27 protein-coding genes and 1 pseudogene are annotated in these 24,363 nt (G+C 73.5%); 18 read left to right on the forward strand and 10 right to left on the reverse strand.

Annotation, left to right across the window (positions count from 1 at the left end):
* From ACBR40_RS37545 to ACBR40_RS37560, 4 genes and pseudogenes are all read left to right on the forward strand, one after another.
* Positions 1-186, forward strand: a pseudogene (locus ACBR40_RS37545) (ABC transporter permease); the annotation flags it as partial.
* A complete protein-coding gene (locus ACBR40_RS37550) occupies positions 173-1,087 on the forward strand; it encodes an ABC transporter ATP-binding protein (RefSeq protein WP_344205975.1) in 915 nt (304 codons plus the stop codon). The pseudogene ACBR40_RS37545 and the gene ACBR40_RS37550, both read left to right, overlap by 14 nt.
* Positions 1,056-1,880: an ATP-binding cassette domain-containing protein gene (locus tag ACBR40_RS37555; protein ID WP_344205977.1), complete on the forward strand. Its 825-nt coding sequence runs from the start codon at positions 1,056-1,058 to the stop codon at positions 1,878-1,880. Before ACBR40_RS37550 ends, ACBR40_RS37555 begins: the two co-directional genes overlap by 32 nt.
* The gene (locus ACBR40_RS37560; protein ID WP_371251779.1) at positions 1,877-3,058 is read left to right on the forward strand and encodes a M20 family metallopeptidase; all 1,182 of its coding nucleotides are present in this window, start codon (positions 1,877-1,879) and stop codon (positions 3,056-3,058) included. Before ACBR40_RS37555 ends, ACBR40_RS37560 begins: the two co-directional genes overlap by 4 nt.
* A 110-nt stretch (positions 3,059-3,168) precedes the next feature.
* On the opposite strand, the gene ACBR40_RS37565 is transcribed toward ACBR40_RS37560, so the two are convergent.
* Entirely contained in the window at positions 3,169-3,930 is a 762-nt protein-coding gene (locus ACBR40_RS37565) for an SDR family NAD(P)-dependent oxidoreductase (protein WP_371251780.1), read from the reverse strand.
* A 93-nt stretch (positions 3,931-4,023) separates the two neighbouring features.
* Here ACBR40_RS37565 and ACBR40_RS37570 point away from each other — a divergent pair, with 93 nt between their 5' ends.
* On the forward strand, positions 4,024-4,665 hold the full coding sequence (locus ACBR40_RS37570) for a class I SAM-dependent methyltransferase (protein WP_371251781.1): 642 nt from the start codon (positions 4,024-4,026) through the stop codon (positions 4,663-4,665).
* Positions 4,666-4,809: 144 nt separating this feature from the next.
* Here ACBR40_RS37570 and ACBR40_RS37575 read toward each other — a convergent pair whose 3' ends face one another.
* Positions 4,810-5,352, reverse strand: coding sequence for a GNAT family N-acetyltransferase (locus tag ACBR40_RS37575; protein WP_344205984.1), 543 nt, complete (start codon positions 5,350-5,352; stop codon positions 4,810-4,812).
* Between the two features lie 140 nt (positions 5,353-5,492).
* On the opposite strand from ACBR40_RS37575, the gene ACBR40_RS37580 reads away from it, so the two are divergent.
* Positions 5,493-5,687 carry a DUF1918 domain-containing protein gene (locus tag ACBR40_RS37580; RefSeq protein ID WP_344205985.1) on the forward strand — a complete coding sequence of 65 codons (195 nt, stop codon included), beginning with the start codon at positions 5,493-5,495 and terminating at the stop codon, positions 5,685-5,687.
* Here the strand turns inward: ACBR40_RS37580 and ACBR40_RS37585 are convergent.
* Positions 5,639-6,223 carry a type II toxin-antitoxin system prevent-host-death family antitoxin gene (locus ACBR40_RS37585; RefSeq protein WP_371251782.1) on the reverse strand — a complete coding sequence of 195 codons (585 nt, stop codon included), beginning with the start codon at positions 6,221-6,223 and terminating at the stop codon, positions 5,639-5,641. The genes ACBR40_RS37580 and ACBR40_RS37585 overlap by 49 nt on opposite strands.
* A 49-nt stretch (positions 6,224-6,272) precedes the next feature.
* Positions 6,273-6,560: a hypothetical protein gene (locus ACBR40_RS37590; protein WP_344205987.1), complete on the reverse strand. Its 288-nt coding sequence runs from the start codon at positions 6,558-6,560 to the stop codon at positions 6,273-6,275.
* Between the two features lie 120 nt (positions 6,561-6,680).
* Here ACBR40_RS37590 and ACBR40_RS37595 point away from each other — a divergent pair, with 120 nt between their 5' ends.
* Complete coding sequence (locus tag ACBR40_RS37595) at positions 6,681-7,661, forward strand: acetylxylan esterase (RefSeq protein WP_344205989.1); 981 nt, start codon at positions 6,681-6,683, stop codon at positions 7,659-7,661.
* Between the two features lie 71 nt (positions 7,662-7,732).
* Here ACBR40_RS37595 and ACBR40_RS37600 read toward each other — a convergent pair whose 3' ends face one another.
* The gene (locus tag ACBR40_RS37600) at positions 7,733-8,020 is read right to left on the reverse strand and encodes a Fe-S cluster assembly protein HesB (protein ID WP_344205990.1); all 288 of its coding nucleotides are present in this window, start codon (positions 8,018-8,020) and stop codon (positions 7,733-7,735) included.
* A gap of 242 nt (positions 8,021-8,262) precedes the next feature.
* Between ACBR40_RS37600 and ACBR40_RS37605 the strand changes: the two genes are divergently transcribed.
* The 3 genes from ACBR40_RS37605 (at position 8,263) to ACBR40_RS37615 (ending at position 10,627) form a co-directional block, all read left to right on the forward strand.
* Positions 8,263-9,468 (forward strand): erythromycin esterase family protein, encoded by a 1,206-nt coding sequence (locus tag ACBR40_RS37605; protein ID WP_371251783.1) that lies wholly within the window; start codon positions 8,263-8,265, stop codon positions 9,466-9,468.
* 98 nt (positions 9,469-9,566) lie between these two features.
* The gene (locus tag ACBR40_RS37610) at positions 9,567-10,100 is read left to right on the forward strand and encodes a DUF4142 domain-containing protein (RefSeq protein WP_371251784.1); all 534 of its coding nucleotides are present in this window, start codon (positions 9,567-9,569) and stop codon (positions 10,098-10,100) included.
* A 161-nt stretch (positions 10,101-10,261) separates the two neighbouring features.
* A complete protein-coding gene (locus ACBR40_RS37615; RefSeq protein ID WP_344205994.1) occupies positions 10,262-10,627 on the forward strand; it encodes a PRC-barrel domain-containing protein in 366 nt (121 codons plus the stop codon).
* A gap of 37 nt (positions 10,628-10,664) precedes the next feature.
* Here the strand turns inward: ACBR40_RS37615 and ACBR40_RS37620 are convergent, their stop codons facing one another.
* Positions 10,665-12,377, reverse strand: a complete 1,713-nt coding sequence (locus ACBR40_RS37620; protein WP_371251785.1) for a sialidase family protein — start codon at positions 12,375-12,377, stop codon at positions 10,665-10,667.
* Positions 12,378-12,632: 255 nt separating this feature from the next.
* Between ACBR40_RS37620 and ACBR40_RS37625 the strand changes: the two genes are divergently transcribed.
* From ACBR40_RS37625 to ACBR40_RS37645, 5 genes are all read left to right on the forward strand, one after another.
* The gene (locus ACBR40_RS37625; RefSeq protein ID WP_371251786.1) at positions 12,633-13,580 is read left to right on the forward strand and encodes a hypothetical protein; all 948 of its coding nucleotides are present in this window, start codon (positions 12,633-12,635) and stop codon (positions 13,578-13,580) included.
* A gap of 72 nt (positions 13,581-13,652) precedes the next feature.
* Positions 13,653-13,934 (forward strand): hypothetical protein, encoded by a 282-nt coding sequence (locus ACBR40_RS37630; protein WP_344205998.1) that lies wholly within the window; start codon positions 13,653-13,655, stop codon positions 13,932-13,934.
* A gap of 19 nt (positions 13,935-13,953) precedes the next feature.
* Complete coding sequence (locus ACBR40_RS37635) at positions 13,954-15,354, forward strand: FAD-binding oxidoreductase (protein ID WP_364456341.1); 1,401 nt, start codon at positions 13,954-13,956, stop codon at positions 15,352-15,354.
* A 158-nt stretch (positions 15,355-15,512) separates the two neighbouring features.
* Positions 15,513-17,111 (forward strand): MFS transporter, encoded by a 1,599-nt coding sequence (locus tag ACBR40_RS37640; protein ID WP_371251787.1) that lies wholly within the window; start codon positions 15,513-15,515, stop codon positions 17,109-17,111.
* A gap of 29 nt (positions 17,112-17,140) precedes the next feature.
* Positions 17,141-18,277 (forward strand): FAD-dependent oxidoreductase, encoded by a 1,137-nt coding sequence (locus ACBR40_RS37645; RefSeq protein WP_371251788.1) that lies wholly within the window; start codon positions 17,141-17,143, stop codon positions 18,275-18,277.
* Between the two features lie 121 nt (positions 18,278-18,398).
* Here ACBR40_RS37645 and ACBR40_RS37650 read toward each other — a convergent pair whose 3' ends face one another.
* On the reverse strand, positions 18,399-18,689 hold the full coding sequence (locus ACBR40_RS37650; protein ID WP_344206004.1) for a hypothetical protein: 291 nt from the start codon (positions 18,687-18,689) through the stop codon (positions 18,399-18,401).
* A gap of 142 nt (positions 18,690-18,831) precedes the next feature.
* Here ACBR40_RS37650 and ACBR40_RS37655 point away from each other — a divergent pair, with 142 nt between their 5' ends.
* Positions 18,832-19,839 (forward strand): hypothetical protein, encoded by a 1,008-nt coding sequence (locus tag ACBR40_RS37655; RefSeq protein ID WP_371251789.1) that lies wholly within the window; start codon positions 18,832-18,834, stop codon positions 19,837-19,839.
* 2 nt (positions 19,840-19,841) lie between these two features.
* Here ACBR40_RS37655 and ACBR40_RS37660 read toward each other — a convergent pair whose 3' ends face one another.
* From ACBR40_RS37660 to ACBR40_RS37670, 3 genes are read right to left on the reverse strand one after another with little or no spacing between them, the layout of a single operon-like run.
* Positions 19,842-20,450 carry a pentapeptide repeat-containing protein gene (locus ACBR40_RS37660; protein ID WP_364456333.1) on the reverse strand — a complete coding sequence of 203 codons (609 nt, stop codon included), beginning with the start codon at positions 20,448-20,450 and terminating at the stop codon, positions 19,842-19,844.
* Positions 20,451-20,468: 18 nt separating this feature from the next.
* Positions 20,469-21,629, reverse strand: coding sequence for a cation:proton antiporter (locus ACBR40_RS37665; RefSeq protein ID WP_344206009.1), 1,161 nt, complete (start codon positions 21,627-21,629; stop codon positions 20,469-20,471).
* A 9-nt stretch (positions 21,630-21,638) separates the two neighbouring features.
* Complete coding sequence (locus ACBR40_RS37670) at positions 21,639-22,130, reverse strand: cation:proton antiporter regulatory subunit (protein ID WP_371251790.1); 492 nt, start codon at positions 22,128-22,130, stop codon at positions 21,639-21,641.
* A gap of 248 nt (positions 22,131-22,378) precedes the next feature.
* Here ACBR40_RS37670 and ACBR40_RS37675 point away from each other — a divergent pair, with 248 nt between their 5' ends.
* Positions 22,379-23,026 carry a response regulator transcription factor gene (locus ACBR40_RS37675; RefSeq protein WP_344206011.1) on the forward strand — a complete coding sequence of 216 codons (648 nt, stop codon included), beginning with the start codon at positions 22,379-22,381 and terminating at the stop codon, positions 23,024-23,026.
* 283 nt (positions 23,027-23,309) lie between these two features.
* Positions 23,310-24,359 carry a PAS domain S-box protein gene (locus ACBR40_RS37680; protein ID WP_371251791.1) on the forward strand — a complete coding sequence of 350 codons (1,050 nt, stop codon included), beginning with the start codon at positions 23,310-23,312 and terminating at the stop codon, positions 24,357-24,359.
* The last annotated feature ends 4 nt before the right edge of the window (positions 24,360-24,363 follow it).

Here is a 24,363-nt window from a genome sequence, read left to right on the forward strand (position 1 = left end):
CGCCCGCCCACCCCCTCCTGGGGACGGATGCTCCAGGAGTCGCAGGAGCTGCTGTTCTCCACCCCGCGCCTCGCGCTGTGGCCCGGCCTGGCCATCGCGCTCGCCGTGCTCGGCTTCAACCTGCTCGGCGACGGCCTGCGCGACTTCCTCGACCCCAAGCTGAGGAGGATCCGTGCTGACGGTTGACGGGCTCGGCGTACGGGCCGGCGACACCGAGCTCGTGCGCGAGGTGTCGTTCGCGATCGGGCCGGGCGAGCGGGTCGGGTTGATCGGCGAGTCCGGCTCCGGCAAGTCGCTGACCGCGCTGTCGCTCATGGGCCTGCTGCCCGAGGGCGTCACCGCCACCGGGCGGGCCACGCTCGCCGGACACGACCTGATCGGCGTGCCGGAGAGCCGCCTCAAGCGGCTGCGCGGCCGGGACCTGTCGATGGTCTTCCAGGAGCCCATGACCGCGCTCAACCCGCTCATGCGGGTGGGCGCCCAGGTCGCCGAGGTCATGACCCTGCACGGCCGGGGCCGCCGCGAGGCCCGCGCCCGCGCCGTCGAGCTGCTCGAACGGGTGCGGCTGCCCGAGCCCGCGCAGCTCGCCCGCGCCTACCCCCACCAGCTCTCCGGCGGGCAGCGCCAGCGCGTCATGCTCGCCATCGCCCTCGCCAACGAGCCCGCGCTGCTGATCTGCGACGAGCCCACCACCGCGCTCGACGTCACCGTGCAGAAGCGGATGCTCGACCTCATCGCCGAGGTCGCGCCCGCGCTGCTGTTCATCACCCACGACCTCGCCGTGGTCGCCGCCGTCTGCGAGCGGGTCCTCGTCATGTACGGCGGCCGCGTCGTCGAGTCCGGCCCCATCCGCGAGGTGTTCACCCGGCCCCGCCACCGCTACACCGAAGGGCTGCTGGCCGCCTCCCGGCTCACCCCGCGCGGCACCCGCCTGCCCACCATCAGCGGCAGCGTCCCCGCGGCCGGGCACTTCCCCGACGGCTGCGTGTTCAGGAACCGCTGCCCGCACGCCGACGCGCTCTGCGAGACGGTCCCCGCGCTGACAGGAGAAGGCCATGCCCACGCATGCCGGCACCCCCCGGGCTGACCGTCCCGGCGAGCCCCTGATCGAGGCCCGCGGGCTGAGCCGCGTCTACCGCCGCCCCCGCACCTCGCTGCTGCGGCCGGGCGCCGCCGTCCACGCCTTGCGCGACGTCTCGCTGACCGTGGCCAAGGGCGAACGGTACGGCATCGTCGGCGAGTCAGGCTCCGGCAAGTCCACCCTGCTGCGCCTGCTGTGCGCCCTCGACCGGCCCACCGCCGGCACCATCGCCTTCGACGGCCGGCCGGTCACCGGCCGGCCCGAGCGCGACCTGCGCTTCCTGCGGGAGAACCTGCAGATCGTCTTCCAGGACCCGATGAGCTCGCTCGACCCCCGGATGCGGGTGCGCGACCTCGTCGCCGAGCCGCTCGTCGCCCTCGGCCTGCCCGTCGGCGGGCGGGTCGCCGAGCTGCTGGACGCGGTCGGCCTGCCCGCCGGGGCCGCCGACCGCTACCCGCACCAGTTCTCCGGCGGGCAGCGCCAGCGCATCGCCATCGCCCGCGCCCTCGCGCCCCGCCCGAAGGCGCTGGTCGCCGACGAGCCCGTCAGCGCACTGGACGTGTCCGTACGCGGGCAGATACTCAACCTGCTGGCCGACCTCGTCGACGAGCTCGGGCTGACGCTCGTGTTCGTCTCGCACGACCTGTCCGTGGTGCGCCACGTGTGCGAGACGGTCGCGGTCATGCACCGCGGCGAGATCGTCGAGAGCGGGCCGGTGGACGACGTGTGGGCCGCGCCGGCGCACCCCTACACGCGGGCGCTGCTGGAGGCCGTACCGACGCTGGAGGATCTGACGTGATCGAGGTCGATGCCGCCGGAGTGGTGGAGTTCACGCGGGAGCTGGTGCGCGTCCCCAGCACCAACGACCCGGGGCGGCGCGAGCGGGCCGCCGCCGAGCTGGTCGCCGAGCGGATGCGTTCGTGGGGCTGGGAGCCCGCCTGGTACGAGGTGGAGCCCGACCGGCCCAACGTGGTGGCCGTGGTCAAGGGCGGCGGCGGCGACGGGCCGACGCTGATGTTCGAGGGCCACACCGACGTCGTCACCGAGGGCGACCTGTCGGAGTGGACCGTCGACCCGTTCGGCGGCGAGCTGCGCGACGGCCGGCTGTGGGGGAGGGGCAGCGCCGACATGAAGTCCGGCCTGGCCGCCACCCTGTACGCCACCCGCGCCCTGCAGCTCGCCGGACCGTTCCCCGGCCGGATCAAGGTGTGCGCGCTGGCCGACGAGGAAGGGCTCATGATCGGCGCCCACCACTTCGTCGCCGAAGGGCTCGCCGCCGACGTGGACGGCGCCATCGTCGCCGAGCCCGAGGCCGGCGAGATCTGCGCCGTCGCCAAGGGCGCGCTGCGGCTGCGCGTGGACCTCACCGGCAAGATGGCGCACGGCGCGATGCCGCAGCACGGCCGCAACCCCATCGCCGCCGCGGGGCCGCTGCTCGTGGGGCTCGCCGAGCTGCAGGAGGAGCTGCAGCGGCGGCATCCGGCGCACGAGCATCTCGGCGAGGTATACGTCACGCCGACGGTGCTGCGGGCCGGCTCGGACGAGCAGGTCAACGTCATCCCCGCCACCGCGTCCGTCTTTGTGGACGTGCGGACGGTGCCCGGCGTCGAGCACCAGGACGTCGCCGACCGGGTGGCCGCGCTCGCCGCCCGCTCCATCCGGTACGGGATCGCCGCCGAGGTGTCGGTGCTGGTGGACCGGCCGCCCGTGGACGTGCCCGTGACCGACCCGGTGGTGGCCGCGCTGGCCGCCGCCCACCGGACGGTCACGGGGGAGGAACCGGTGTACGGCGGGGTGCCCGGCTCGACCGACGGCACCGTACTCACGCACTGGGGCGGCGTCCCGTCGGTCGTGTACGGGCCGGGCGGCAAGTGGATCGCCCACCAGGCCGACGAGTACGTGGAGGTCGAGGAGATCGTCCGCTGCACCCGCGTCTTCGCCGAGGCCGCCCGCCGCTTCCTCACGGGCGACCACTGACGCACTCGGTTCGCCCGGTCTCAGTTGGGGCGGCCTCAGTCGGGGCGGCCTCAGTTGGGGCGGCCTCAGACGGGGCGGCCTCAGACGGAGCGGTCTCAGTTGGGGCGGTCTCAGTTGGGCGGGTCGAAACGGCCGTCCACGGCGGTCCAGCCGCCGTCCACGTACAGCACCGAGCCGGTGACGAAGCTGGCCGCGTCGCCGGCCAGGTAGACCACGGCCCCGGCTATCTCCTCCGCCGACGCCCACCGGCCGAGCGCGGACTTGGCGGCGTAGGCGGCGTACCAGTCGGGGTGGTCCTTGATCTGGCGGGTCAGCGGCGTCTCGACGACGCCGGGCGCGACGGCGTTGACGCGCACGCCGTACGGGCCGAACTCGGCGGCGGCCGTCCGCAGCAGCTGCACCAGGCCCGCCTTCGTGGCCGCGTACGCGCTCTGCCCCGGCTCGGTCACCGACGCGCGGATGGACGCGAACCCGATGATCGAGCCGCGCCGCCGCTCCACCATGCCCGCGCCGAAGGCCCGTACGACGTCGAACGACCCCCGCAGGTTGAGCCCCACCACCCGGTCGAACTCCTCGCCGGTGTAGTCGAGCAGCCGCTTGCGCACGTTCGTGGCGGCGGTGAACACCAGCACGTCGGCCGGCTCCTCGGCGGCGGCCGACCGTACGGCGTCGGGGTCGAGCACGTCCAGCAGCCGAGCGGCGCCCCCGCAGGCGGCGGCGCTCTCCCGGGCGGTGTCCAGGTCGCGGTCCGCGCAGACGACGGACGCGCCGTGCGCGGCCAGCGCCAGCGCCGCCTCCCTGCCGATGCCGCTGCCCGCCCCGATCACCACGGCACGCCGCCCGTCCAGGCGGAACAGCCCCTCATATCCCATGAGGGCACCTTAACCACTGGTCTGACCAGTGCACCAGGTTGTCCAGCGGTCGGGTGTCGGAAACTGTCGGTGCCGCCCGGCAGGATGACCCGCATGCGACAGCCTGACACCGCGGCGTTCTGGGACGCCGCCGCCGACACGTTCGACGACGAGGCGGACCACGGCCTGCGCGACCCCCGCGTCCGCGCCGCCTGGGCCGCCCGCCTGGCCGCCTGGCTGCCGCCGGGAGACGGGCGGCTCGACGCGCTCGACCTCGGGTGCGGCACGGGGTCGCTGTCGCTGCTGCTGGCCGAGGCGGGTCACCGCGTGACGGGCGTCGATCTCGCGCCGCGCATGGTGGAGCGGGCGCGGGCCAAACTCGCGGGCACCGGCGCCGTCGTGACGGTGGGCGACGCCGCCGCGCCCCCGGTGGGGGAGCGGCGCTTCGACGTGGTGCTGTCCCGTCACCTCGTCTGGGCCCTGCCCGGGCCGGAGGAGGCGCTGGCCCGCTGGGCGGGCCTGCTGCGCCCCGGCGGCCGGCTCGTCCTCGTCGAGGGCCGCTGGAGCACGGTGCCCCGGCGCGAGGGCACGCCCTGGGACGGCGGGATCGCGGCGGCCGACCTGGTGGCCGCGCTGCGACGGCTCCCCGTCCCGCTGGCGGACGTCCACGTCGAGCCGCTCACCGACCCGCTGCTGTGGGGCAAGGAGATCACCGACGAGCGCTACACGGTCACGGCGACCCGAGCGAACGCGTAGAGGCGCGGCAGGGGAAGGCGGGTGGGGTGAGACGAGGTCGGGAGACGGGGCCGGGGACGGGGTCGGGAGACGGAGCCGGGGAGACGCGGCCAGGGGCTGCGCGGTCGAGGGGCGGCAGGGTGCCGGTGTTCCGGGGACGCGCGGTCAAGGGGCGGCGGGATGCCGGTGTTCGGGGCGTAGTTCGTACTCGACCTCGCCCTGCTCCGCGCCCTCGATCGGATCCGGCCAGTCCTCGAAGAACGTCCGCACGAGCCGCATCCCGCACTTCTCCATGACCCGCCGCGACCGCACGTTGACCGCCATCGTCTGCGCGAACACCCGCCGCGCCCCCAACTCGCCGAACGCCCTGTCGATGAGCGCCAGCGAGCCCTCCGTCGCGTACCCCTTCCCCCAGGCCGCGCGGTGCAGCCGGTAGCCCAGCTCGAGCTCGTCCGCCGGCCCGCCCTCGGGCGGGCGTAGGTGGAACCAGCCGATGAAGCCGCCCGACGCCTTCTCGACCGCCGCGAGAAAGCCGCCACGGACGAACCGCGGCAGGGTCTCCCCGAGGATCCGCTCGCGCGGCACCGGCTTGCCGCCGTTGAGGTGCCGCATGACCTCGGCATCGTTGTGCAGGGCGATCAGCTGCTCGCCGTCGGCGGCCGTGAAGGGCCGCAGGACCAGCCGCGAAGTCTCCAGAGGGGCGTCCACCGGCCACACGGTAGCCGCCGCCATGTCCGGTTATCGACTGATTTAAGCGACCGGCTGCCCGCCTTTTCCGTACGGCCGCGCTGGTGCACTGTGGGAGCAGGCACCCGCAGTCGTCCGAGCCCCTCGGGGAGGAACCGCTCATGCAGGCGAACGTCGGTGACATTCTGCTCGTGCACGGCAACGTCGTCGGCCAGGCCGACCGCAAGGCCGTGATCGTGGAGGTGCGCGGCCCCGACGGCGCGCCGCCCTACGTCGTACGCTTCGGCGACGGCCACACGCAGTTCGTCTATCCGGGCCCCGACGCGGTGGTCCTGCCGGGCGAGCCGTCCGGCTGACCCGGCAGCGGCCCGGCGAGTGAGCGCAGCGCCTGCGCGGCGTCGCGTCCCGACGCCGCCGCGACCTGCGTGCCCTCGGCGTCGCGGGCGATGGCGACGATCAGCCCGCCCACCGGGTCGAGGGCCAGCGTGACCGTGTGGCCGCCGGCGAGCAGCGCGTCGGCGTCCGGGCCGCGCGGCGCGGCGGGCGGCTCCAGCAGCTGGCGGGCCGCGACCAGCGCCGCGACGGGGGTGCGGCGGCGGACGAGGAGCACGGGCTCGTCGTCGTACGGGTCGGCCACCTGGCGGACGAGGTCGCCGAGCTTCGAGCGGGCCGTCGACAGCGGCACGACCGGCAGCCCGCTCAGCACGCCGGCCACCCGCGACAGCGGCACCAGCGCCGCCCATTCCCAGCGCTCGCGGGTGATCAGGGTGACCTGGCCGTTCTTGGCGGCGTCGACGAGCGAGCCCCAGCGGGCGCGCGCGTCCTCGACGGCGACCGGCGTGCCGAGGCGGGCCACGAGCTCCTCGTACGAGGGCCGCTTCAGGTTGATCATCGGTGAATCGTAAGGCTCCTTACAGAAGTTCGCCAGCCCGCGCCCGTGCTCAGGGGAGGGACCGGCCGATGCGGAGGCGGAGCCGGTCGCCGTGACGGGCGGCCTCGCGCACGCTCCACAGCTGCTCGGCGACCACCGTCCCCTGGGACGTCATGTAGCCGCCCACCCGCAGCACCGGGCGTCCGGCGTCGTCGTGCAGGAGCTGCGCCCGCGCCTCGGTGTCGTCGCCGAAGACGACGAGGAAGTCGTCGGTGCCCGCGGGGGCGTCCAGGATGAGGTCCGGAGACAGGTGGGAGTGGGGGACCGCGATGACGTACTGGCTGGCGTATTCGCTCACGAGGAGAGCCCCTACCCACGCGGGCGCGGACAAGGCGTCTCACCAGCCGGGGGCGGGATACCGCTTTCCTGGCTTATGAGGTGAAATATCACCATCGTTCTGTCAGTTAGGGGAGCATCTGTGCCACTGTTCGATCTGCCGCTCGACGAGCTTCGCGACTACCGTCCCGACCGCGACGAGCCCGCCGACTTCGACGACTTCTGGGCCCGTACGCTGGCCGAGGCCGGGCAGCACGACCTGGCGGCCACCTACACCCCCTACGACCTGCCCCTCGCCGGCGTCGAGGTGTACGAGGTGTCGTTCGCGGGCTGGGGCGGCCACCGCATCAACGGCTGGTTCCTGCTGCCGCGCGGCGCCGAGGGCCCGGTGCCGTGCGTCATGCACTACATCGGCTACAGCGGAGGGCGCGGCTTCCCGAAGGACCACCTGCTGTGGCCCACGGCCGGGTACGCGGTGTTCGTCATGGAGACCCGCGGCCACGGCGGCGCCAACGTCGGCAGCCCCGGCACCACGCCCGACCCGCACGGCGGCGCGAACCCGCAGGCCCCCGGCATGATGACCCGGGGCATCCTCGACCCCGAGGACTACTACTACCGGCGGGTGTTCACCGACGCGGTCCGGGCCGTGGACGCCGCGCTGGAGCACCCGGCGGTGGACGGGAGCCGGATCGTCGTCTCCGGCGGCAGCCAGGGCGGCGGCATCGCGCAGGCCACGGCCGCGCTGCACCCGGCGGTCAAGGCGGCGCTGGTCGACGTGCCGTTCCTGACCCACTTCCGGCGGGCGGTCGAGATCACCGGGAAGGATCCGTACCAGGAGCTGGTCCGCTTCATGGCCACCCGCAGGGACAGCGCCGAGCAGGTCTTCCGGACCCTGGCGTACTTCGACGGGATGAACTTCGCGGCGCGGGGCCGGGTGCCCGCGCTCTACTCGGTGGCGCTGATGGACGACGTGTGCCCGCCGTCCACGGTCTTCGCCGCCTACAACCACTGGCAGGGGCCGAAGGAGATCGTCGTGTGGCCCTGGAATAACCACGAGGGCGGCGGCGGGTACCAGAGCGAGGAGCAGGTCCGCTACCTGCACAAGCTGCTGACCACCGGCTGAGCCGGCTCAGCGATGCGCGTGGGGTCGCCCCCCGCCGGGCCGCGGCTCAAGGAGCCCGGCGGGGGCGCGCCTCACACGGCCTGCTCGGTGACCAGGAACGACACACTGCCCTGGTCGTCCGCTCCGGCGTCGAGAGATTTGTCGTCCAGCACGGTCGCGGCCACGGGGTCGAGATAGACCCTGGCGCCCTCGGACTCCACGACCGCGTCCGCCGGCTCCGGCGCGGTGGCCAGTGACAGGGTGAGCGCGTTGGCGCCCTCACCCTCCGACGAGATGCGGATCCCACTCTGGGTGGGCTCCGGAGCGGTCGCGGTGAGATCGCGAATCGCCTGGGCTGCGTTGGCTGTCAGGGTGAGCACTACGGCTCCTCCTCACGGTCGACGTTCAGGAGTCAGCCACCCTTCCCCCTCTTTCCGGGCTCAACCATCCCGGCCCGCTTCTTTACCCGGAACCCGCGACGGCGGCGCGGACGACGAGCCGCGAGCCGCGAGGGTCAAGCGGCGCCCTCGCCCCGTCCCCCCTTGGTTGAAGGTAGGACGCCGAAAAAGCTTGAAAAGCGGGTAAAAGCTTCACCCGAAGGTTCAACGATACCGTTGAAGTCATGACAACTGGCATCAAGGACGTCACCCACCCCCTCGACGCGGCCTCCGTCATGGCCCTGCTCCCGAACCGCCCCCGCGTGCTCGCCCTCGGCGAGCCCACCCACCTGGAGGAGACCCTCCTCGACGTGCGCAACGAGCTGTTCAGGCAGCTCGTCGAGCGGGAGGGCTACCGCGCGATCGCGCTGGAGACCGACTGCCTGCGCGGCCTGGTCGTGGACGACCACGTCACCTCGGGCGCCGGCACCCTCGACGAGGTCATGGAGCGCGGCTTCAGCCACGAATGGGGCGCCCTGGAGGGCAACCGCGAGCTGGTCCGCTGGATGCGCGAGCACAACGCCGGCCGGCCGGCGGCCGAGCAGGTGCGCTTCACCGCCTTCGACAGCCCGACGGAGATCACCCACGCGGAGAGCCCCCGGCAGGCGCTCATGGCGCTGCACGGCTATCTCGCGTCCCACGTGGAGGCCGTCCTGCTCCCGTGCACCGCCGGCACCCTCGACCGGCTGCTCGGCGCCGACGAGCGCTGGAGCGACCAGGCCGCCATGCGCGACCCCTCGCGGTCGGTGGGCCGCTCGGCCGAGGCCGCGGAGCTGCGGCTGCTCGCCGACGACCTGGTGGCGCTGCTCGACGCGCAGACGCCGCACCTGCTCGCCGCGACCGCGCGGGACGACTGGGACCGGGCCCGCCTGTACGGCAGGGCGGCCGTCGGCCTGCTGCGCTATCACGCGCACCTGGCCGACACGGGACCCGGGAGGATGGTGGGCCTGCTGGCCACGCGGTCCGCCGTGATGGCCGCCAACCTCCTCGCCTTCGCCGAGCGCCGCCCCACCTTCGTCTTCTCCCACAACCTGCACCTCACGCCCACGTCGGGCACGATGCGGATGGAGCAGGGCCCGGTGCGGTGGTGGAGCGCGGGCGCGCTCGTCCGCGCCCGCCTCGGCGCCGACTACGCCGCCCTCGCCATCGCCGTCGGCACGATCCGCCACCGCGGCGTGGACACCCCGCCGGCCGGCACGGTCGAAGGGCTGCTGCACGCCGTGCCGGAGGACCGCTTCCTGGTGGACCCGCGTGGCCTGGCCGCCGCCGCCCTCGCCGGCGAGCCGCCCGCGGTCCGGGAGTCTGCGTACTTCGGCTATTTCCCTCTGGACCCGGCCCATCTGGACCTGATCGACGGGCTGGTCTTCGTCAGGGACCTGCCCGGGGAGTGACGCCGGGGGACGCGCCGGACGGCGCAATACGGCGACGTGACGGCATGGGCGGTTACTGTGCGTAGTGGATCAGTGTCGCCATCGTCATAGGAATGCTCATGCGTACTCGCCGCCTGACACTTTTGCTGGCCGCCGCCGCCCTCGCCGGGTGCGCGACCGCACCCACGAACACCGCGGGGGTGGCGCCGCAGACCACCGCCCCGCCGTCCGAACTGGACCAGACCTGGTTGCGCACCATCCACCAGGGCAACATGGCCGAGATCCAGGCCGGCCGCCTGGCGGAGGGCAAGGGCACCACCAATCAGGTGAAGTCGATCGGCAAAGTGCTGGTCGACGACCACACCGCGCTGGACGAGAAGGTCACCCAGCTCGCCGGCCGGCTCGGCGTCGACCTGCCGGGCTCGCCCACCGCCGCCCAGAAGGAGCTGTCGAACAAACTGCGCGCCGACACCGGCGCCGACTTCGACCAGGACTTCCTGGCCGGGATGACGAAGTCCCACGTCGCCGCGATCAGGATCACCAAGCAGGAGATCGACAAGGGCACCTCGCCGGAGGTCGTGGCGCTGGCGAAGGAGGCCGATCCCCAGCTCAAGAAGCACCTGGAGGCGCTGCGCAAGGCGCACGGCGGCTGATCCGCCGGCGCTCGAAGGAAGGGCCGTGGGCCGGGCGCGTCGCGCCCGGCCCACGCGGTGTGGAACCGGACAGAAAACCATTGCCCAAAAGGTGTGGTTTTGTGGCGATATGGGGTATCTGTCCAGTTCGATGCAAGGGGCGCCACATCAGGGGGTAGGTCGTGGCCACGCAGACGGAGATCCGCACGCTGCTGGAGTGCCACGTCGTCGGCTGCGACGGCGAGCCGCTCGGCAGGGTGGGACAGGTCTATCTCAACGACCGCACCGGCCGCGCGGAGTGGGTGACCGTGTGCAGCGGATTTCTCGGCATGCGGCAGACTTTCGTGCCGCTCGCCGGCAGCAGCCGTACGGGTGACGAAATCACCGTCGCTTTCGACGGCGCGAAAGTCAGGGCCGCGCCGCACGTCGCCGTGGACGGTCTGCTGACCGCGGGAGAGGAAATCCTGCTGCACCGCCATTACGGAATGGGTATGGCCGTTCCCGCGCCGCGAACGGGCGACCACGACCGGCTCGACCTGGACACCTGACCGCCGCGCCGACCACTCGAAAAATGCCGGGAAAAGGTCACGTCGCGGCGTAGAGCTCGATTTCGTTGAGCATCGCGCACGACGGCCCGATTTCCCGGTCGCAATCGTCGGAACGGTCCACCACGATTTTCACGTGCCGGCCTTTCGCGTCGATCGCCTCATGACGCAGCGCGTAATCCGTACGGTCGTGAATGGTGAGCACCGGCTTGCCCCACGCGCGTCCGTCGCGCGAGACGTACACGCGGGCTCCGGCCGGATGCCCCGGGCGCAGGCTCAGCCCGGCCATGGTGAAGCGGTACTGCCGCTCCAGGTGCAGCACGTACTCGCCGGGGCCGCCCGCGGCGACCGCGCTCGACCAGTAGCCGGTGCTGCCGTCGAGGGCGGCCTCGGGACGGGTGTGCGGCCGTCCGCGGCCGGTCCAGCGCATGGTGGTGGCGATTTTCAGGTCGCCGCGCCGGAGCAGTCCGGCCAGGTCCAGGCGGCCGGGCGCGGGCGGGGCGACGTCGTACAGCCCGCGCTTGATCGCGTACCAGCCGCCCTGCTCGAAGCGGCCGTGCGCGGGGCAGGCCGTCTCGTCGAGCGAGTGGTCCGGCCGCACCCCGGCGATCTTGCAGTTGTCGAACACCTGGATCAGCCGGTGCGGCCCGAGCGCCGCGACGCCCGTGTAGCCGGACGAGCCGTGGGCGTCCCACACGCCGTCCCGGTTGTGGTAGGTCACGCGCGGCTGCTGCCACTCGTGCCCGAGGCCGTCGCGGGAGACGGCCAGCCAGTTGTCCGGCCGGCCCGCGCTCAGCACGAGCGTCCCGCCCGGCATGAGCAGCAGCCGCGGCGCGACGCCGCGCACCACGCAGTCCGCCCCGGCGAAGCGCAGCCCGGCCGGCGGTGTCCAGGTCCGGCCGCCGTCGGTCGAGCGGGCCTGGCTCAGCGTCGCGTACGTCCCGCCGTCACGGCGGATCACCGCCAGCAGGCTGCCGTCCATGACCTGCGCCAGCGCGGCCTCGGTGTAGGCGTACCCGGCCTCCTCCGGGCGGGCGATCACGCCGCGCCGCTCGAAGGTGCGGCCGCCGTCGGCGCTGGCGTACACCTCGGCCTGGTACGCCCCGGTGTCCCGGTAGCGGGCGTAGACGGTGATCAGGATCGTGCCGTCGGCGAGCTGCACCGGCGTGCCGTGCGCGGCCCCGCCGGACAGCAGCTCGTCCGGGGTGCGCAGGGTCGCCGCCGAGCGCAGCCAGTCCTCGCCGTCGTCGGCGGCGTTCGAGGTCAGCACCCCCAGCCGCGCCGTGTGCGGCCCGGTCCGCTTCTGGTAGTACTCGGTGGCGAAGTAGCTCCCGTCCAGCAGCTCGATCGGCGACTCGCGCAGCGGCGTGGCCGCCGACGGGCCGAACGTGACGCCGCCGTCGGTGGACACGGCGGCCTCGCTGGTGAGGGTGACGACCTTGTCGACGTTCGTGGTGAACGTGGTGATCACCTTCTGCGCGGGCCGGCCGTCCGGCCCGGCGACGTCGAGGACGGACACGTTCGGGAAGCCCGCGAAGTCCAGTCGCTCCAGGTCGCTCGGCTCCCGCCGGGCGGGCGGCGGATTGGGATGAATCCAGCCGAGTGAGGAAGCAGTGGCGATCAGGTTAGGAGGGGACACCTGGGAGTCGTCGGGCAGCGCGCAGTAGCCGCCCCCCGCCTGCGGCGAGCCCGTCGTGACGGGCAACGCCGAGGTGGCGACCACGGCCGCGACCACGGCTCTGGGCACCGGCATGTTTGCGCTCCTCGTCCTGTCGTCCTGGCTTACGCCCTGGTTCGGACTCTAGATCACCGATCATCGGCAACCTGGGATTCACCTGCGCGAACGCGCCGTCGCGTCGCGCTTTCCGCGTCTGCGCCGCCGCAAACATACTGGATGCGTAAAGTGCCAGTTGACAGAAAAGCTCGTCATGCCCACGATCAGAGCGGCACTATTAAGTGTGAATTTACAGAGCTTCGATTCGGCCCGCGGGTCAGGAGGTGGCCTCAGATGAGCGTCGAGCCAAGGGCGGAAGTGGCCCCCCAGCGAATGCCGCCTCTCTGGGACGGCACGGCGCCCCTGGCGCCCGAGACGGCGGCGCAGCAACGCGTCGTCCACCGCATCTGCGCCCGGGTCGCCCCCGAGGGCGTGGAGATCGGCGTCGGCGAGCTGCCGCCCGGCGGCCTGCAGGTGTGGATCGACACCCCGGTGCCGCCCGCCGAGCATGAGGCGTGGGTGCTGCACCACCGCATGGCCCGCGAAGTGTCGCTGGTCGGCTGGCACTGCGACGCCGACCAGGACCGGCTGCTGGTGCTCGGCTGGAGCGCCGCCTGCCTGCACAACCGGGTACGCCTGCTGCAGAGCGGCCTGCGCCGCCTGACCGGCTTCGAGCAGACCGCCCAGCGGGCCGTCCAGCTCGAAGGCCGCGACCCCGGCGACGGGTCCGCCGCCGAGATCGTCGCCGCCACCTGCGCCTCGATCGAACGCCGGCTGCGCTGGCCCGAGCGGCTGGCCGAGCTCCACGGCTACGAGCGCAGCTCCGGCCTGCCCCACCTGCAGCTCCTGCTGGCCCAGGTCATCGGCCTGGAGGCCAAGGTCGCCGCCGCCTGCGAGGAGCACCTCGTCATGGCGCGCGTGCTCGCCGGCGCGGTGTGCGAGCACCACTCCCGCCACGGCGACCTGCGCCGCGCCCAGCGCGAGGTGCTGGCCGAGACCCGCCGCTGGGTGCACGCCAGCTCCATGATCCGCGGCTCGGCCGCCCGCCCCGGCACCCCGGGCGCCGGCCGTCCCCACATGGGGCTGGCGGAGCGCCGGATCGCCGCGAGCGTCATCAACCACGGCGTCATCGACAGCGTCATCGACGGCGTCATCGACAACGGCGCACCGCGGGCCACCCCCGCGGCCGTCGCCGCCGCTCCTCTGGCCGGATACGCCGGCCACGAGGAGGGCGCAGGCTGACCCAGACGCCGCTCGACGGCGAGCGGCCACCCCGGAAGAACCCCGCCCACATCCGGTAGGAAAGGCCCCGTCATGCGAACCCCCCCGCACCTGCCCGGACCCGCCAGGCCCGACGTCCCCGCCCCCCGCGACGCGCACGACCCCCGCGACTCCCGTGACCTCCACGACTCCGGTCACGGCGTCCCGCGCCCCCGCCGTCACCCCTACGCCCTGCGCGAGTTCCCCGTGCAGGCCCCGCAGCCGGCGCTGATCCCCGCGCCCGACCTGTTCGCCGAGCAGCGCCTGCTCGAGATCAGGGACATGTCCCACCAGGCCATCGGCTCCATCGACGACCTGCTCCAGCACACCGCCTGAGAGGAACGGAAGGACGACCATGCAGGAGCTAACGCGAGTCGAGCTGATGCCGCGTGACGTCGGAGGTCACCAGCCACGCTCCATCACCGGCACCGAGTCCCCGCGCACCCTCGACCAGGTCCGCGCCCTCGTCCGCGCCGCCGGCGCCACCCGGCACCGCCTCTACCCGATCAGCACCGGCCGCAACTGGGGCATGGGCTCGGGGATGCCGGTCACCGACGACAACGTCGTCGTCGACCTCAGCGGCATGAACCGCATCCGCGGCATCGACCTGGAGACCGGCTTCGCGGTCATCGAGCCCGGCGTGACGCAGCGGCAGCTCGCCGAGGCGCTGCGCGACACCCCGTGGATGCTGAACGTCACCAACTCCTGTGCCGACACCTCCGTGGTGGGCAACGCCCTCGACCGCGGCGACGGCACCTTCCGCTCCCGCGTCCACGACGTGGCCGGCCTCGAGGCCGTGCTCGCCGACGGCAGCGTGGTCACCACCGGCGGGCTCGACCCGGCCGGCCGCTACCACGGCAGGGTCGCCGGGCCCGACCTCACGGCCGCGTTCGTCCAGCACAACCTCGGCATCGTCACCGCCATGGCGATCGCCCTGGTGCCCCGCCCCGAGTCCATCGGCATGGTGTACGGCCGGCTGCCGCGCCACCAGGCCGCGGTCGCGCTGGAGGCGGTGGCCGGGTTCGTCCGCCGCGGCAACCCCGCCGACGGCATGCTCCGCGTACGCGAGCTGGCCCTCACCCCGTCCCACGGCGACTTCACGCTGCCCGCCGGCGTCGACCTGGACCGCTTCGCCGTCATGGGGCCGCTGCTCGGCACCGCCGCCGCGGTCGAGCTGGCCGAGGAGCTGCTGCGCAAGGCGCTCGCCGAGGTCGAGGGCTCCGAGGAGCTGCTCGTGGTGGACCCGACCGAGGTCAAGCCGGACGACCCGCTCTACGCCAGGGCCCTCATGTCGCAGGGCATCCCCACCTGCGCGGGCGTACGCAAGGCGCTCGGCGTCGCCTCCTGCGAGCAGGTGGACGCGACCGGGCTCGGCTTCCTCGCCCTGATGCCGCTGATGCCGACCGACGCCCGCAAGACCGTGCACATCGTGAACGCCCTGCAGAGCGCCGTGGACGCCCACTCCACCGCCCTCATGGCCGAGTGGAACGTCGTCGGCCGGCACCTGGCCAACGGCGTCATCCAGATCTTCTTCGACCGCTCCCGCCCGGACGGCGCCTACCGCGCCCACCAGCTCCGCAACGACGGCAACTGCGTGCTGCGCGGCAACGGCTGCGCCATCTACCGCTCCGACATCGACCACGCCGCCGCCGACGTCTGGTCCGAGACCAGCACCGCCAGCCTCGGCATGCTCCACCGGCTCAAGACGGCGCTCGACCCCGACGGCCTGCTCTCGCCCGGCCGCTACGGCGCCTGAATCACGCGAAACCCGCACATACCCGCACCACGAACCCGCCCATCCCGCCGGCCCACGCGGCTGGCGAGGACCACTGATAGTACGTTGGAGGTGACCACGTGCGTTCGTCACCGGCACGGGGGACGAGCACGGCCGTCCTGAGCCGCCGTCAGGGAGTCATGCTGCGCCTGGTCGGCGCGGGCGTCATGCTGACCGTGATGGCCGACACCACGGCCACCACCCTGGCCGTCGGCGTGCTGCGCTACACACCGGCAGGGGCCGGCATGCCCCTCGGCGACCTCGTCTGGCTGACCAGCGCGGCGTTCATCCCGATCGCGGCGCTGCTGGCCACGGCCGGCCGCTGGGCCGACCTGTTCGGCCGCCGCCGGGTGCTGGCCGTCGGGCTGGTGGTGTTCGTGCTGGGCGGCATCGCCACGGTGACCGCCGACTCCTGGTCGTTCGTCCTCGCGGCGCGGGCCGTCCAGGGCGCGGGCGCCGCCGCGATGATCCCGGCCAGCCTCGGGCTGCTGCTCGGCGAGCTGCCGGAGAGCGAGCGGCGCGGCGCGATCGCGCTGTGGAGCTCGGCCTCCGGGCTGGGCTGCCTGCTCATGCAGGCGGGCGGCGGCTGGCTGGCCGCCGCCGTGGACTGGCGGATGCTGTTCGTGCCCGACGTCGTCATCGGCGTCGTGCTCCTCGTCGCCTGCCTCGCGCTGCCCTCCGGCAAGCGGGCCGGCGCGCGCGGCCTGCCGGACGTGCTCGGCGCGTGGCTGCTGGCGGCCGGCATCGCGGTCATCGTCCTCGCCATCTCCAAGGCCATGGCCTGGGGCACGGACGTGGCGTGGCTGGGATTGGCCGCGCTCCTGCTGATCGGCGGGGCGCTCGCCCAGGCCCGCCACCACCGGCTGCCCGCCATCGACCTCGCGCTGTGGCGCCGGCCCAGGTTCGTCTGGGGCTGGCTGGCCACCTGGGGGTTCGGCGCGCTGTCGTACGGGCTGCTGACCGTGCAGCCGCTGTACCTGCTCCACCTCGGCTACCCCATGCTGGAGGTGGCCATGTGGCTGACGCCCACGTCGGTCGCGGTCGTCGTGACGAGCTACCTGGCCGGAAAGCTCGTCAAGCACATCGGCCCGTACGGGCTCATCTACGCCGGGTCGCTGCTCTGCGGCGGCGCGTGCGTGCTCGTCCTGACCCAGGTCGGCCCCACCGTGTGGGGGCTGATCGCCAGCGTGGTCGTGGGCATGGGCGTGGGCGCGCTCGCGCCCGGCACCTCGGTGGCCACCACCCTGGCCGCCCGCCCCCACCAGTACGCCTCCGCCGTCGGCGCGGCCACCATGGCCCGCATGGTCGGCGGTGCCGTCGGCGTCGCCGTGGTCTCGCTCGTCATCGACCACCCGGCGCTGATCGGCGGGTTCGGCGGCCTGGCCGGCGCGATCGCGATCTGCGTCGCCATCTCGGTGCTCACCGGCGCCCTCGCCCTCACCAAGATCACCCGGGTCCGGACCGACCCCGGCGACGTCATGGTGAAGGTGCCGCGCCGGATGCTGCTGGAGCTGCGCATGACCCTCGCCACCGTGGCGGCGGAGGCCGACGCGCTGCTGCCCGCCGAGACCCGCGCCCTGCCCATGGACCCGCACACCGGCCAGCACGCAGGACAGCACGCCGGGGTGCACGTCCACCCGCACGTCAACCAGCCCGCCAACCCGCCCGTCCACGCCGTCCCGCGGCCACGCGCGGCCGACTCCGGCCCGCTCGCGAGCACCCGCGGGAATCCGAACTAGATCCAGAACCACCGAAAGGGCTCCTCGTCATGGCAACCACATCGTGCGACGTAGCCATCGTCGGCGCCGGGCTCGGCGGCTGTTTCCTCGCCCTGCTCCTCCGCCGCCGCGGGCAGAACGTCGTCGTCATCGAACAGGGACCGTCCATCCCCAGCGCGGGCGCGGACTTCCTCAAGCCCCCGGGACTGCGGGTGCTGGCCCGGCACGGGCTGGCGGACCTCGTCGGACGCCATGGCCTCAGGCGCGACCACGTCCGCTACTACCACGACGGCGACCCGATCCAGGACTGCCGCTTCCCCGACGGCGGCTTCCTCATCCGCCCCTACCAGGAGCTGGTCGAGCTCATCTACACCTGCTGCGTGATGGAGGGCGTGGAGTTCTGGTTCGGCGCCGAGATGGGCGACATCGCCGTCGGCGGGGGAGGGGTGGAGGAGCTGACGCTCGCCGACGGCCGCCGGCTGCGGGCCGGGGTCGTCGTGGGCGCGGACGGCACGAAGTCCTTGGTGCGCCGGGCGCTCGGCATCGAGCAGGTCACGCTGCCGTACGAGCGGCTCATCATGCGCGTGGCCACGGTGCCGCTGACCGAGAGCGTCGCCCGGCTCAACCGGCTCTACTTCAGCTCCGACGGCTGGCTCGCCTACTTCTACCCGCTCGGCCCCGAGCAGGCCAGGGTGTTCGTCGGCCTGCCCCCCGAGTGCGACGAGGAGGTCTTCCAGGACGGCGTCCCCACCCTCGTGGACGAGCTGAAGAAGTTCGTCTCCGAGAGCTCCGACGCCTTCGACAGCCTCCAGTCCGCCGCGTGGCAGCGGATCAAGGTCTCGGCCATGCGGGTCGCCGCCTACCACCGCGGCAACGCCGCCCTGCTGGGCTCGGCCGCGTTCGCCTGCCACCCCATGACCGGGATGGGCATGAGCTACACGCTGCGGGACGCGGAGATCCTGGCCGAGGTCATCTGCGCGGCCGGCGGCGACCCCGCGGAGCTGGACCGGCTGATGCACGCCCGCTACGAGCCGCGCGGGAACGCCCACCGCCGGCTCATCGACTACGGCGACGCCCTCGCCGCCACCTTCCACGACCGTGACGCCTACCTCGCCGCGTTCCGCGAGGACCTGCACACGCGGGGGGAGGCCGCCGAGCCCGCCCGGCCCGCGCTGCAGCTCATCTGACGTCCAGAGCCACGCCCCCGCCGCCCGCCATTCCCACAACCGATGAAGGCCGCCCGCAAGTGGGCAGCCCGATCACCCAGGCGGCGGGGGCGTCGTCACGCCCGCCCTGCTCCCGGTCTCGTCAGGAGGTGATGACCAGCTCGGTGCCGTCGAGGTCCTCGCGCACCTCGTGCCCGGCGCGGACCAGGACGGTGCGCAGCGCGAGCCGGACCGCCGAACGGACCGTGGCGTACTTCACCAGGCGGTCGGCGTCGCCGCCCCACGTCACGATCACCCCGCGCGCCGGATCGTGCCAGACGCCGAGCCCGCCGTCCGCCGACAGCAGGGACGGCTCGACGGTGAAACCGGCCTCCGCCAGCTCCCGGCGGACCAGGAGCTCCAGGTCCGGGCCCGCGTTCGAGGCGTCGTTCATGAACAAGCGTTGCCCCCCTCCGCCCGGCCGCGAACGCGCGAGAAGGCCACTGTTCCGCAGGAGAATGCGGGTTGTGTCTCCCGCGTCATCAACGAAGGGGACCGGCGGGGACAGCGAGAGGGGACGGGGAGAGGGGACGGGGATGCGGGTCGCGGCGGCCAGGCGGCTGGCGGGCAGGTGGGTGCGTGAGGAGGGGGCCGCGCTGCCGGGGTTCGGCGGCGCGTTCCTGACCGGCTCGGCGTTGTGGGCGGACCCGTCCGACGAGCTGCCCGCGACCTCCGACGTGGACGTCATGGTGATCGCCGACCCGCCCGTCAGGATCGGCAAGTTCCGCTACGAGGGCGTCCTGCTGGAGGTCTCCGCCATCCCCGGGATCGGCGGCGCCCGCGAAGTGCTCGGCGACTACCACCTGGCCGGCAACCTGCACCTGCCCGGCGTCCTCGCCGACCCCACCGGGCGACTGGAACGGCTGCACCGGCTGGTCGCCCGCGGCTTCGCCGAGCGCCGCTGGGTCCTCGCCCGCTGCGAGGACGCCCTGGCCAGGGTCCGCGACCGGCTCGGCGGCCTCGACGCCGCCGCGCCGCTGCCCGCGCAGGTCATGGCGTGGCTGTTCGGCACCGGGGTGACCGCGCACGTGCCGCTCGTGGCCGCGCTGCGCAACCCCACCGTACGCAGGCGCTACGCCGCCGTGCGCGATCTGCTCGCCGAGCACGGCCGTCTCGACCTGCACGAGGAGCTGCTGGAGCTGCTGGGCTGCGCCGAGCTGAGCCCCGCGAGGGTGTCGCGGCACCTGAGCGTGCTGGAGGCCGTCTTCGACGCGGCCGCGGAGGCGGACGCCCCCGACTACCCGTTCGCCTCCGACCTCACGCCCGCCGCCCGGCCGGTGGCCGTCGACGGCGGCCGGGAGCTCGTCGCCCGCGGCCTGCACCGCGAGGCGGTCTTCTGGCTGGCCGCGACCTACGCCCGCTGCCTGGCCAAGCGGGCCGCGGCCGGGCTGAGCGGATATGAGGACGGGCTGCTGGAGCTGCTGGACGACCTGGGGGCGGGCACGCCCGCCGACCGCCGCCGCCGCGCCGACCGCGTCCTCGCCTTCCTGCCCGCCCTGCGGCGGGCGGCCGTCTCCCTGATCCCGCCGGGCGCCCCGGCCTGACGTCAGGGGCGGACGACCAGGCCGAGCGCCGTGGCGACGGCCGTCGCCTGCACCGGGTCGATGATCGCGCCCTTGAGCGTGACGTCGGCGGGGTCGAGCCCGCCGAGGTCGCTGCCGCGCAGGTCGCACTTGGTGAGGTCGGCGCCGCGCAGCCACGCGCCCGACAGGTCGCAGCGCCGCAGCGCCGCGCCCTCCAGCCGGGCGCCGCCGAGGTCGGCCTCGCGCAGCCGTACGTCCTCGATCGTGCTGCGGCGCAGGTCCGCGCCCTGGAGCTGTACGTACGACCAGTCGCCGCCGCTGATCTTCAGCAGCCCGAAGGTGCAGCCGTCGAAGACGCTGCCGGTCATCTTGCAGCCGGTGAACGTCGCGTCGAAGAACGAGCAGCCGGCGAACAGGCAGGTGAGGAAGCGCGCGTCGGTGTGCTCGGAGACGTTGAAGCGCACGTTGCCGAACGTGCACTCCTCGAAGGAGGAGCCGCGGTCGATCAGCTCCGTCAGATCCACGTCCTGGAACAGGACGCGCCGGAAATCAGCTCCCGTGATTTCCGGCGCGTCCCAGTCGTCCGCGCCGATCGTGCGTTCGATGGGGAACGCCGCTCGTCTGGTGCCCATGCGGACAAAGCTAGCGGATCAGGCCCGTTTCGCGATCGCCGTGATGAACGGCTGCACGAGCTTGGCCGCCAGCGGGCCGAACGCCGCCAGGATGAGCACGTACGCCGCCGCCAGCGCCCCCAGGTCGGGGTGCGCGCCCGCGCCGACCGCGAGGCCGGCGATGACGATGTTGAACTCACCGCGCGGGATGAGCGCGATGCCCGCCCGCGCCTGGCCGGCCTTGCCGATGCCCGCCCGGCGGGCCGCGTAGATGCCGGTGAGCAGCTTGGTGATCATGCTGACCAGCGCCAGCAGCGCGGCCAGCCCGGCCACCGGCAGGATCTTCGCCGGGTCGGTCTGGAGCCCGAAGAAGACGAAGAACACCGCGGCGAACAGGTCGCGCAGCGGCGCGAGCAGCGCCTGCGCGTCCTCGGCCAGCTCGCCCGACAGCGCGATCCCGACGAGGAACGCGCCCACCGCCGCCGACACCTGCAGCTGCTGGGCCAGACCGGCCACCAGCAGCGCCAGCCCGACCACCTTCAGCAGCAGCACCTCGGAGTTCGGGCTGGAGACGAACGCCTCGATGAGCCGCCCGAACTTCAGCGCCACGATCAGCACGATGCTGACCGTGATGAGCGCGATGCCCACCGCGATGGCGCCGTTGAGCAGGCTGAGACCGGCCAGCATGGTGGTCAGCACCGGCAGGTAGATCGCCATCGTCAGGTCCTCGAAGACCAGCAGCGACAGCACGGTCGGCGTCTCGCGGTTACCGATCCAGCCGAGGTCCGACAGCACCTTCGCGGTGATGCCGGATGAGGTGGCGTAGGTGACGCCGGCCATCGCCACCGCGGCGACCGGTCCCCAGCCGAGCAGCAGCGCGCAGATCGCGCCCGGCGCCGCGTTGAGCACCAGGTCCACGATGCCGGCGCGGGCGTTGCCGGTGAGGCTGGTCATCAACTCGTCGGCGTTGTACTCCAAGCCCAGTGTGAGCAGCAGGAGCACCACGCCGAGCTCGGCGCCGACGGAGATGAACTCCTCGCTGGTCGCGAGGGGCAGCACCCCGCCGGTGCCGAACGCCACACCGGCGATCAGATAGAGAGGGATGGGGGAGATGCCGACCCGCAGCGCCAGCGCGCCGAGGACGCCGAGACCGAGAAGGACCGCTCCGAATTCGAGGAAGAGGATGGCGGTTTCGTGCAACCCGCGCCCCTACCCTCGGGCCAGGATGTCGGCCACCTCGGCGGTGCTGTCCTCGCTGCCCACGACCACCACGACGTCACCCGTACGGAACACGAAGTCCGGTCCGGGGCTGGCGAACACCTGGCCGCTGCGGACCACGGCCACGATGGAGGCGCTGGTCCGGGTGCGCACCCGGGCGTCTCCCATGGGCCGGCCCGCGTACGGGGAGTCGTCCGGGATCGGGAGCTGGACGCTGACCAGGCCCTCCACCTGCTGGTGCAGGGCGTTGAGCCGTTGCACGATGCGCGGGGCGCCGAGCAGCTCGGCCAGGGCGTCGGCCTCCTCGTCGTTCAGCTTCACCGTCTGGCAGGCGCGGTCGGGGTCGTCCTTGTCGTAGATCACCAGGTCCCGGCGCCCGGTGCGGTGGGAGACGACTCCCACGCGCTGGCCGGTCCGGGTGGTGAAGTCGTGTCTGAGTCCGATCCCCGGCAGCGCTGTTTGCTCGACCTCCACCTGTCCCACCCGTTCGAAAGCGTAAAATTTCCGGACAACCTTACCAGTGGCACGTTACCTGTCCTTCACCCTCTTTTGGACCGCTCACCTGCGACACCCTCTCCGTACGCTCGCCGCTGGCAGGAGGCGGGGGCGGCATGGAAAGCTGGGAGTGACCGCCCGAACACCGTGATCAGGCCGCGCCACCGGCCGGACCGCGCAGAAACCGGACCGCCCACGACCGGACTGCGCCGACGCGACCGAGAAAGCCGACGCCCATGCCGACCGCCTCACCCCCGATCCGGCTGGTGCTGGTCGAGGATCACGCCATGGTCGCGGAGGCCATCGAGCTGGCCCTGGGCCGCGCCGCCGGCATCGCCGTGGTCGCCCACGCCGGCACGATCGCCGCCGCCCTGACCGAGACGGCGAGGACGCAGCCCGACGTGGTGGTGCTCGACCGCCGGCTGCCCGACGGCGACGGCATCGCGGCCGTCGGCCGTCTCGCCGCCGCCGCGCCGCGGGCCCGGGTGCTGGTGCTGACCGGCGAGGCCAACGCCTCCGTGGCCGCCCGCGTGGTGCAGTCCGGCGCCGCCGGGCTGCTGGTGAAGTCCTCGCGGCTGGACGAGCTGGAGTCGGCCGTACGCGCGGTCGCCGCGGGCGGGGCGGTGTTCCCGCCGGGCCTGCTGCCCGGCCTGCTCGACCGGCTCACCGGGCGGTCCGGCCACCTGGGAGCCCGGCTCACCGCCCGCGAACGCGAGACGCTGCTGCTCCTGGCCGAGGGCGCCAGCATCGGCGAGATCAGCGAACGCCTCGGCGTGGCCAGGAACACCGCCCGCAACCACGTCCAGCACGTGCTGGGGAAACTGGGCGCCCGCTCCAAGCTGGAGGCGGTCGCCGTCGCCCGCCGCGAAGGGCTGCTGGACTGACGCGCCGGTGCCGTCGTGCGGTGGCGCAGTGCGGTGCGGTCGTGCGGTGCGGTCGTGCGGTGGCGCAGTGCGGTGCGGTCGTGCGGTGCGGTCGTGCGGTGCGGTCGTGCGGTGGCGAGGGCGGTAAGGTCGGGGGGTACGAGCGGGCGGCGCACGCCGTCCCGCCGCTAGGCCCGTCCCGCCGGCGCCTGACCCCGACCCCCTGAGCCCCGACCCCTGATCCCGCGCCGGCCGCGGGTGAGCGGTCCTGGGTTCCCGACCGGCCGTGGGAGGCTGCCTCCTCATGCCCGCGCGCGACCGCCCCGCCGAGGACATGCGGCTGCTCGTCCAGAGCATCCGCGACTGCGCCATCTTCATGCTCGACCCGCTGGGCCGCATCGTCAGCTGGAACGCCGGCGCCCAGCGCATCAAGGGCTGGGCCGCCGAGGAGATCATCGGCAGGCACTTCTCGGTCTTCTACCCCTCCGAGGACGTCGCGGCGGGCCATCCGGCCACCGAGCTGGCGGTCGCCGCCGCCGACGGCCAATGGGAGGAGGAGGGCTGGCGGGTCCGCAAGGACGGCACCCGCTTCTGGGCCGGCGTCGTCATCACCGCCCTGCGCGACGAGCACGGCGGCCTGCGCGGCTTCGGCAAGGTCACCCGCGACCTCACCGAGCGGCGCAGCATGGCCCGCGCCCTGGACGAGCGCGGCATGCTGCTGGCCCGCCTCATCGAGGCCCAGGAACGGGAGCGCCGCCGCATCGCCAACGACGTGCACGGCGACACCATCCAGTCCATGGTCGCCGTCGGCATGCGGCTGCGCCTGCTGGAGTCCCGGCTGCGGGACGCGCCGCTGCCCCGCGAGTACGCCGACGCGGTGCACGGCATCGACGAGGCGGTCGACGCCGCCGCCGACCGGCTGCGCGAGCTCGCCTTCCGGCTGCGCCCGCCGGAGGAGGGCCTGGTGGCGAGCCTGGCCGCGTACATGGAGACGGTCATGGCGGGCACCGGCGTGCGGTGCGAGCTGAGGCACGACCTCGACGCCGAGCCGCCGGCCGAGGCCGCCATCACCGTCTTCCGCGTCTGCCAGGAGGCGCTGACGAACGTGGCCAGGCACGCCGGCGCGTCCTCCGTCACGGTGTCGCTGGTCTCGCTCGACCGGGGCGTGCACGTACGGGTCCGAGACGACGGCGTGGGCCTGGCCAGGCCCGGCGGTCAGGCCGGGCACTTCGGGCTGGTCGAGATGCGCGAGCGCGCCGAGACGGCCGGCGGCTGGTGGGACATCAAGGGCGAGCGGGGCGCGGGCACCACGGTCGAGTTCTGGGTGCCCGCCGTGCCCCGCAGGCTGCCCTAGCGCG

The sequence above is a fragment of the Nonomuraea sp. AD125B genome (genome assembly GCF_041402765.1).
Classification (GTDB): domain Bacteria; phylum Actinomycetota; class Actinomycetes; order Streptosporangiales; family Streptosporangiaceae; genus Nonomuraea; species Nonomuraea bangladeshensis.

Coding starts and splice junctions, on each gene's coding strand:
- ACBR40_RS37630 (WP_344205998.1), top strand. CDS start 13,653: ATGCGAACCCCCCCGCACCTGCCCGGACCCGCCAGGCCCGACGTCCCC.
- ACBR40_RS37680 (WP_371251791.1), top strand. CDS start 23,310: ATGCCCGCGCGCGACCGCCCCGCCGAGGACATGCGGCTGCTCGTCCAG.
- ACBR40_RS37655 (WP_371251789.1), top strand. CDS start 18,832: ATGCGGGTCGCGGCGGCCAGGCGGCTGGCGGGCAGGTGGGTGCGTGAG.
- ACBR40_RS37565 (WP_371251780.1), bottom strand. CDS start 3,930: ATGGGATATGAGGGGCTGTTCCGCCTGGACGGGCGGCGTGCCGTGGTG.
- ACBR40_RS37555 (WP_344205977.1), top strand. CDS start 1,056: ATGCCCACGCATGCCGGCACCCCCCGGGCTGACCGTCCCGGCGAGCCC.
- ACBR40_RS37580 (WP_344205985.1), top strand. CDS start 5,493: ATGCAGGCGAACGTCGGTGACATTCTGCTCGTGCACGGCAACGTCGTC.
- ACBR40_RS37570 (WP_371251781.1), top strand. CDS start 4,024: ATGCGACAGCCTGACACCGCGGCGTTCTGGGACGCCGCCGCCGACACG.
- ACBR40_RS37610 (WP_371251784.1), top strand. CDS start 9,567: ATGCGTACTCGCCGCCTGACACTTTTGCTGGCCGCCGCCGCCCTCGCC.
- ACBR40_RS37675 (WP_344206011.1), top strand. CDS start 22,379: ATGCCGACCGCCTCACCCCCGATCCGGCTGGTGCTGGTCGAGGATCAC.
- ACBR40_RS37605 (WP_371251783.1), top strand. CDS start 8,263: ATGACAACTGGCATCAAGGACGTCACCCACCCCCTCGACGCGGCCTCC.
- ACBR40_RS37660 (WP_364456333.1), bottom strand. CDS start 20,450: ATGGGCACCAGACGAGCGGCGTTCCCCATCGAACGCACGATCGGCGCG.
- ACBR40_RS37645 (WP_371251788.1), top strand. CDS start 17,141: ATGGCAACCACATCGTGCGACGTAGCCATCGTCGGCGCCGGGCTCGGC.
- ACBR40_RS37650 (WP_344206004.1), bottom strand. CDS start 18,689: ATGAACGACGCCTCGAACGCGGGCCCGGACCTGGAGCTCCTGGTCCGC.
- ACBR40_RS37585 (WP_371251782.1), bottom strand. CDS start 6,223: ATGATCAACCTGAAGCGGCCCTCGTACGAGGAGCTCGTGGCCCGCCTC.
- ACBR40_RS37625 (WP_371251786.1), top strand. CDS start 12,633: ATGAGCGTCGAGCCAAGGGCGGAAGTGGCCCCCCAGCGAATGCCGCCT.
- ACBR40_RS37640 (WP_371251787.1), top strand. CDS start 15,513: ATGCTGCGCCTGGTCGGCGCGGGCGTCATGCTGACCGTGATGGCCGAC.
- ACBR40_RS37620 (WP_371251785.1), bottom strand. CDS start 12,377: ATGCCGGTGCCCAGAGCCGTGGTCGCGGCCGTGGTCGCCACCTCGGCG.
- ACBR40_RS37635 (WP_364456341.1), top strand. CDS start 13,954: ATGCAGGAGCTAACGCGAGTCGAGCTGATGCCGCGTGACGTCGGAGGT.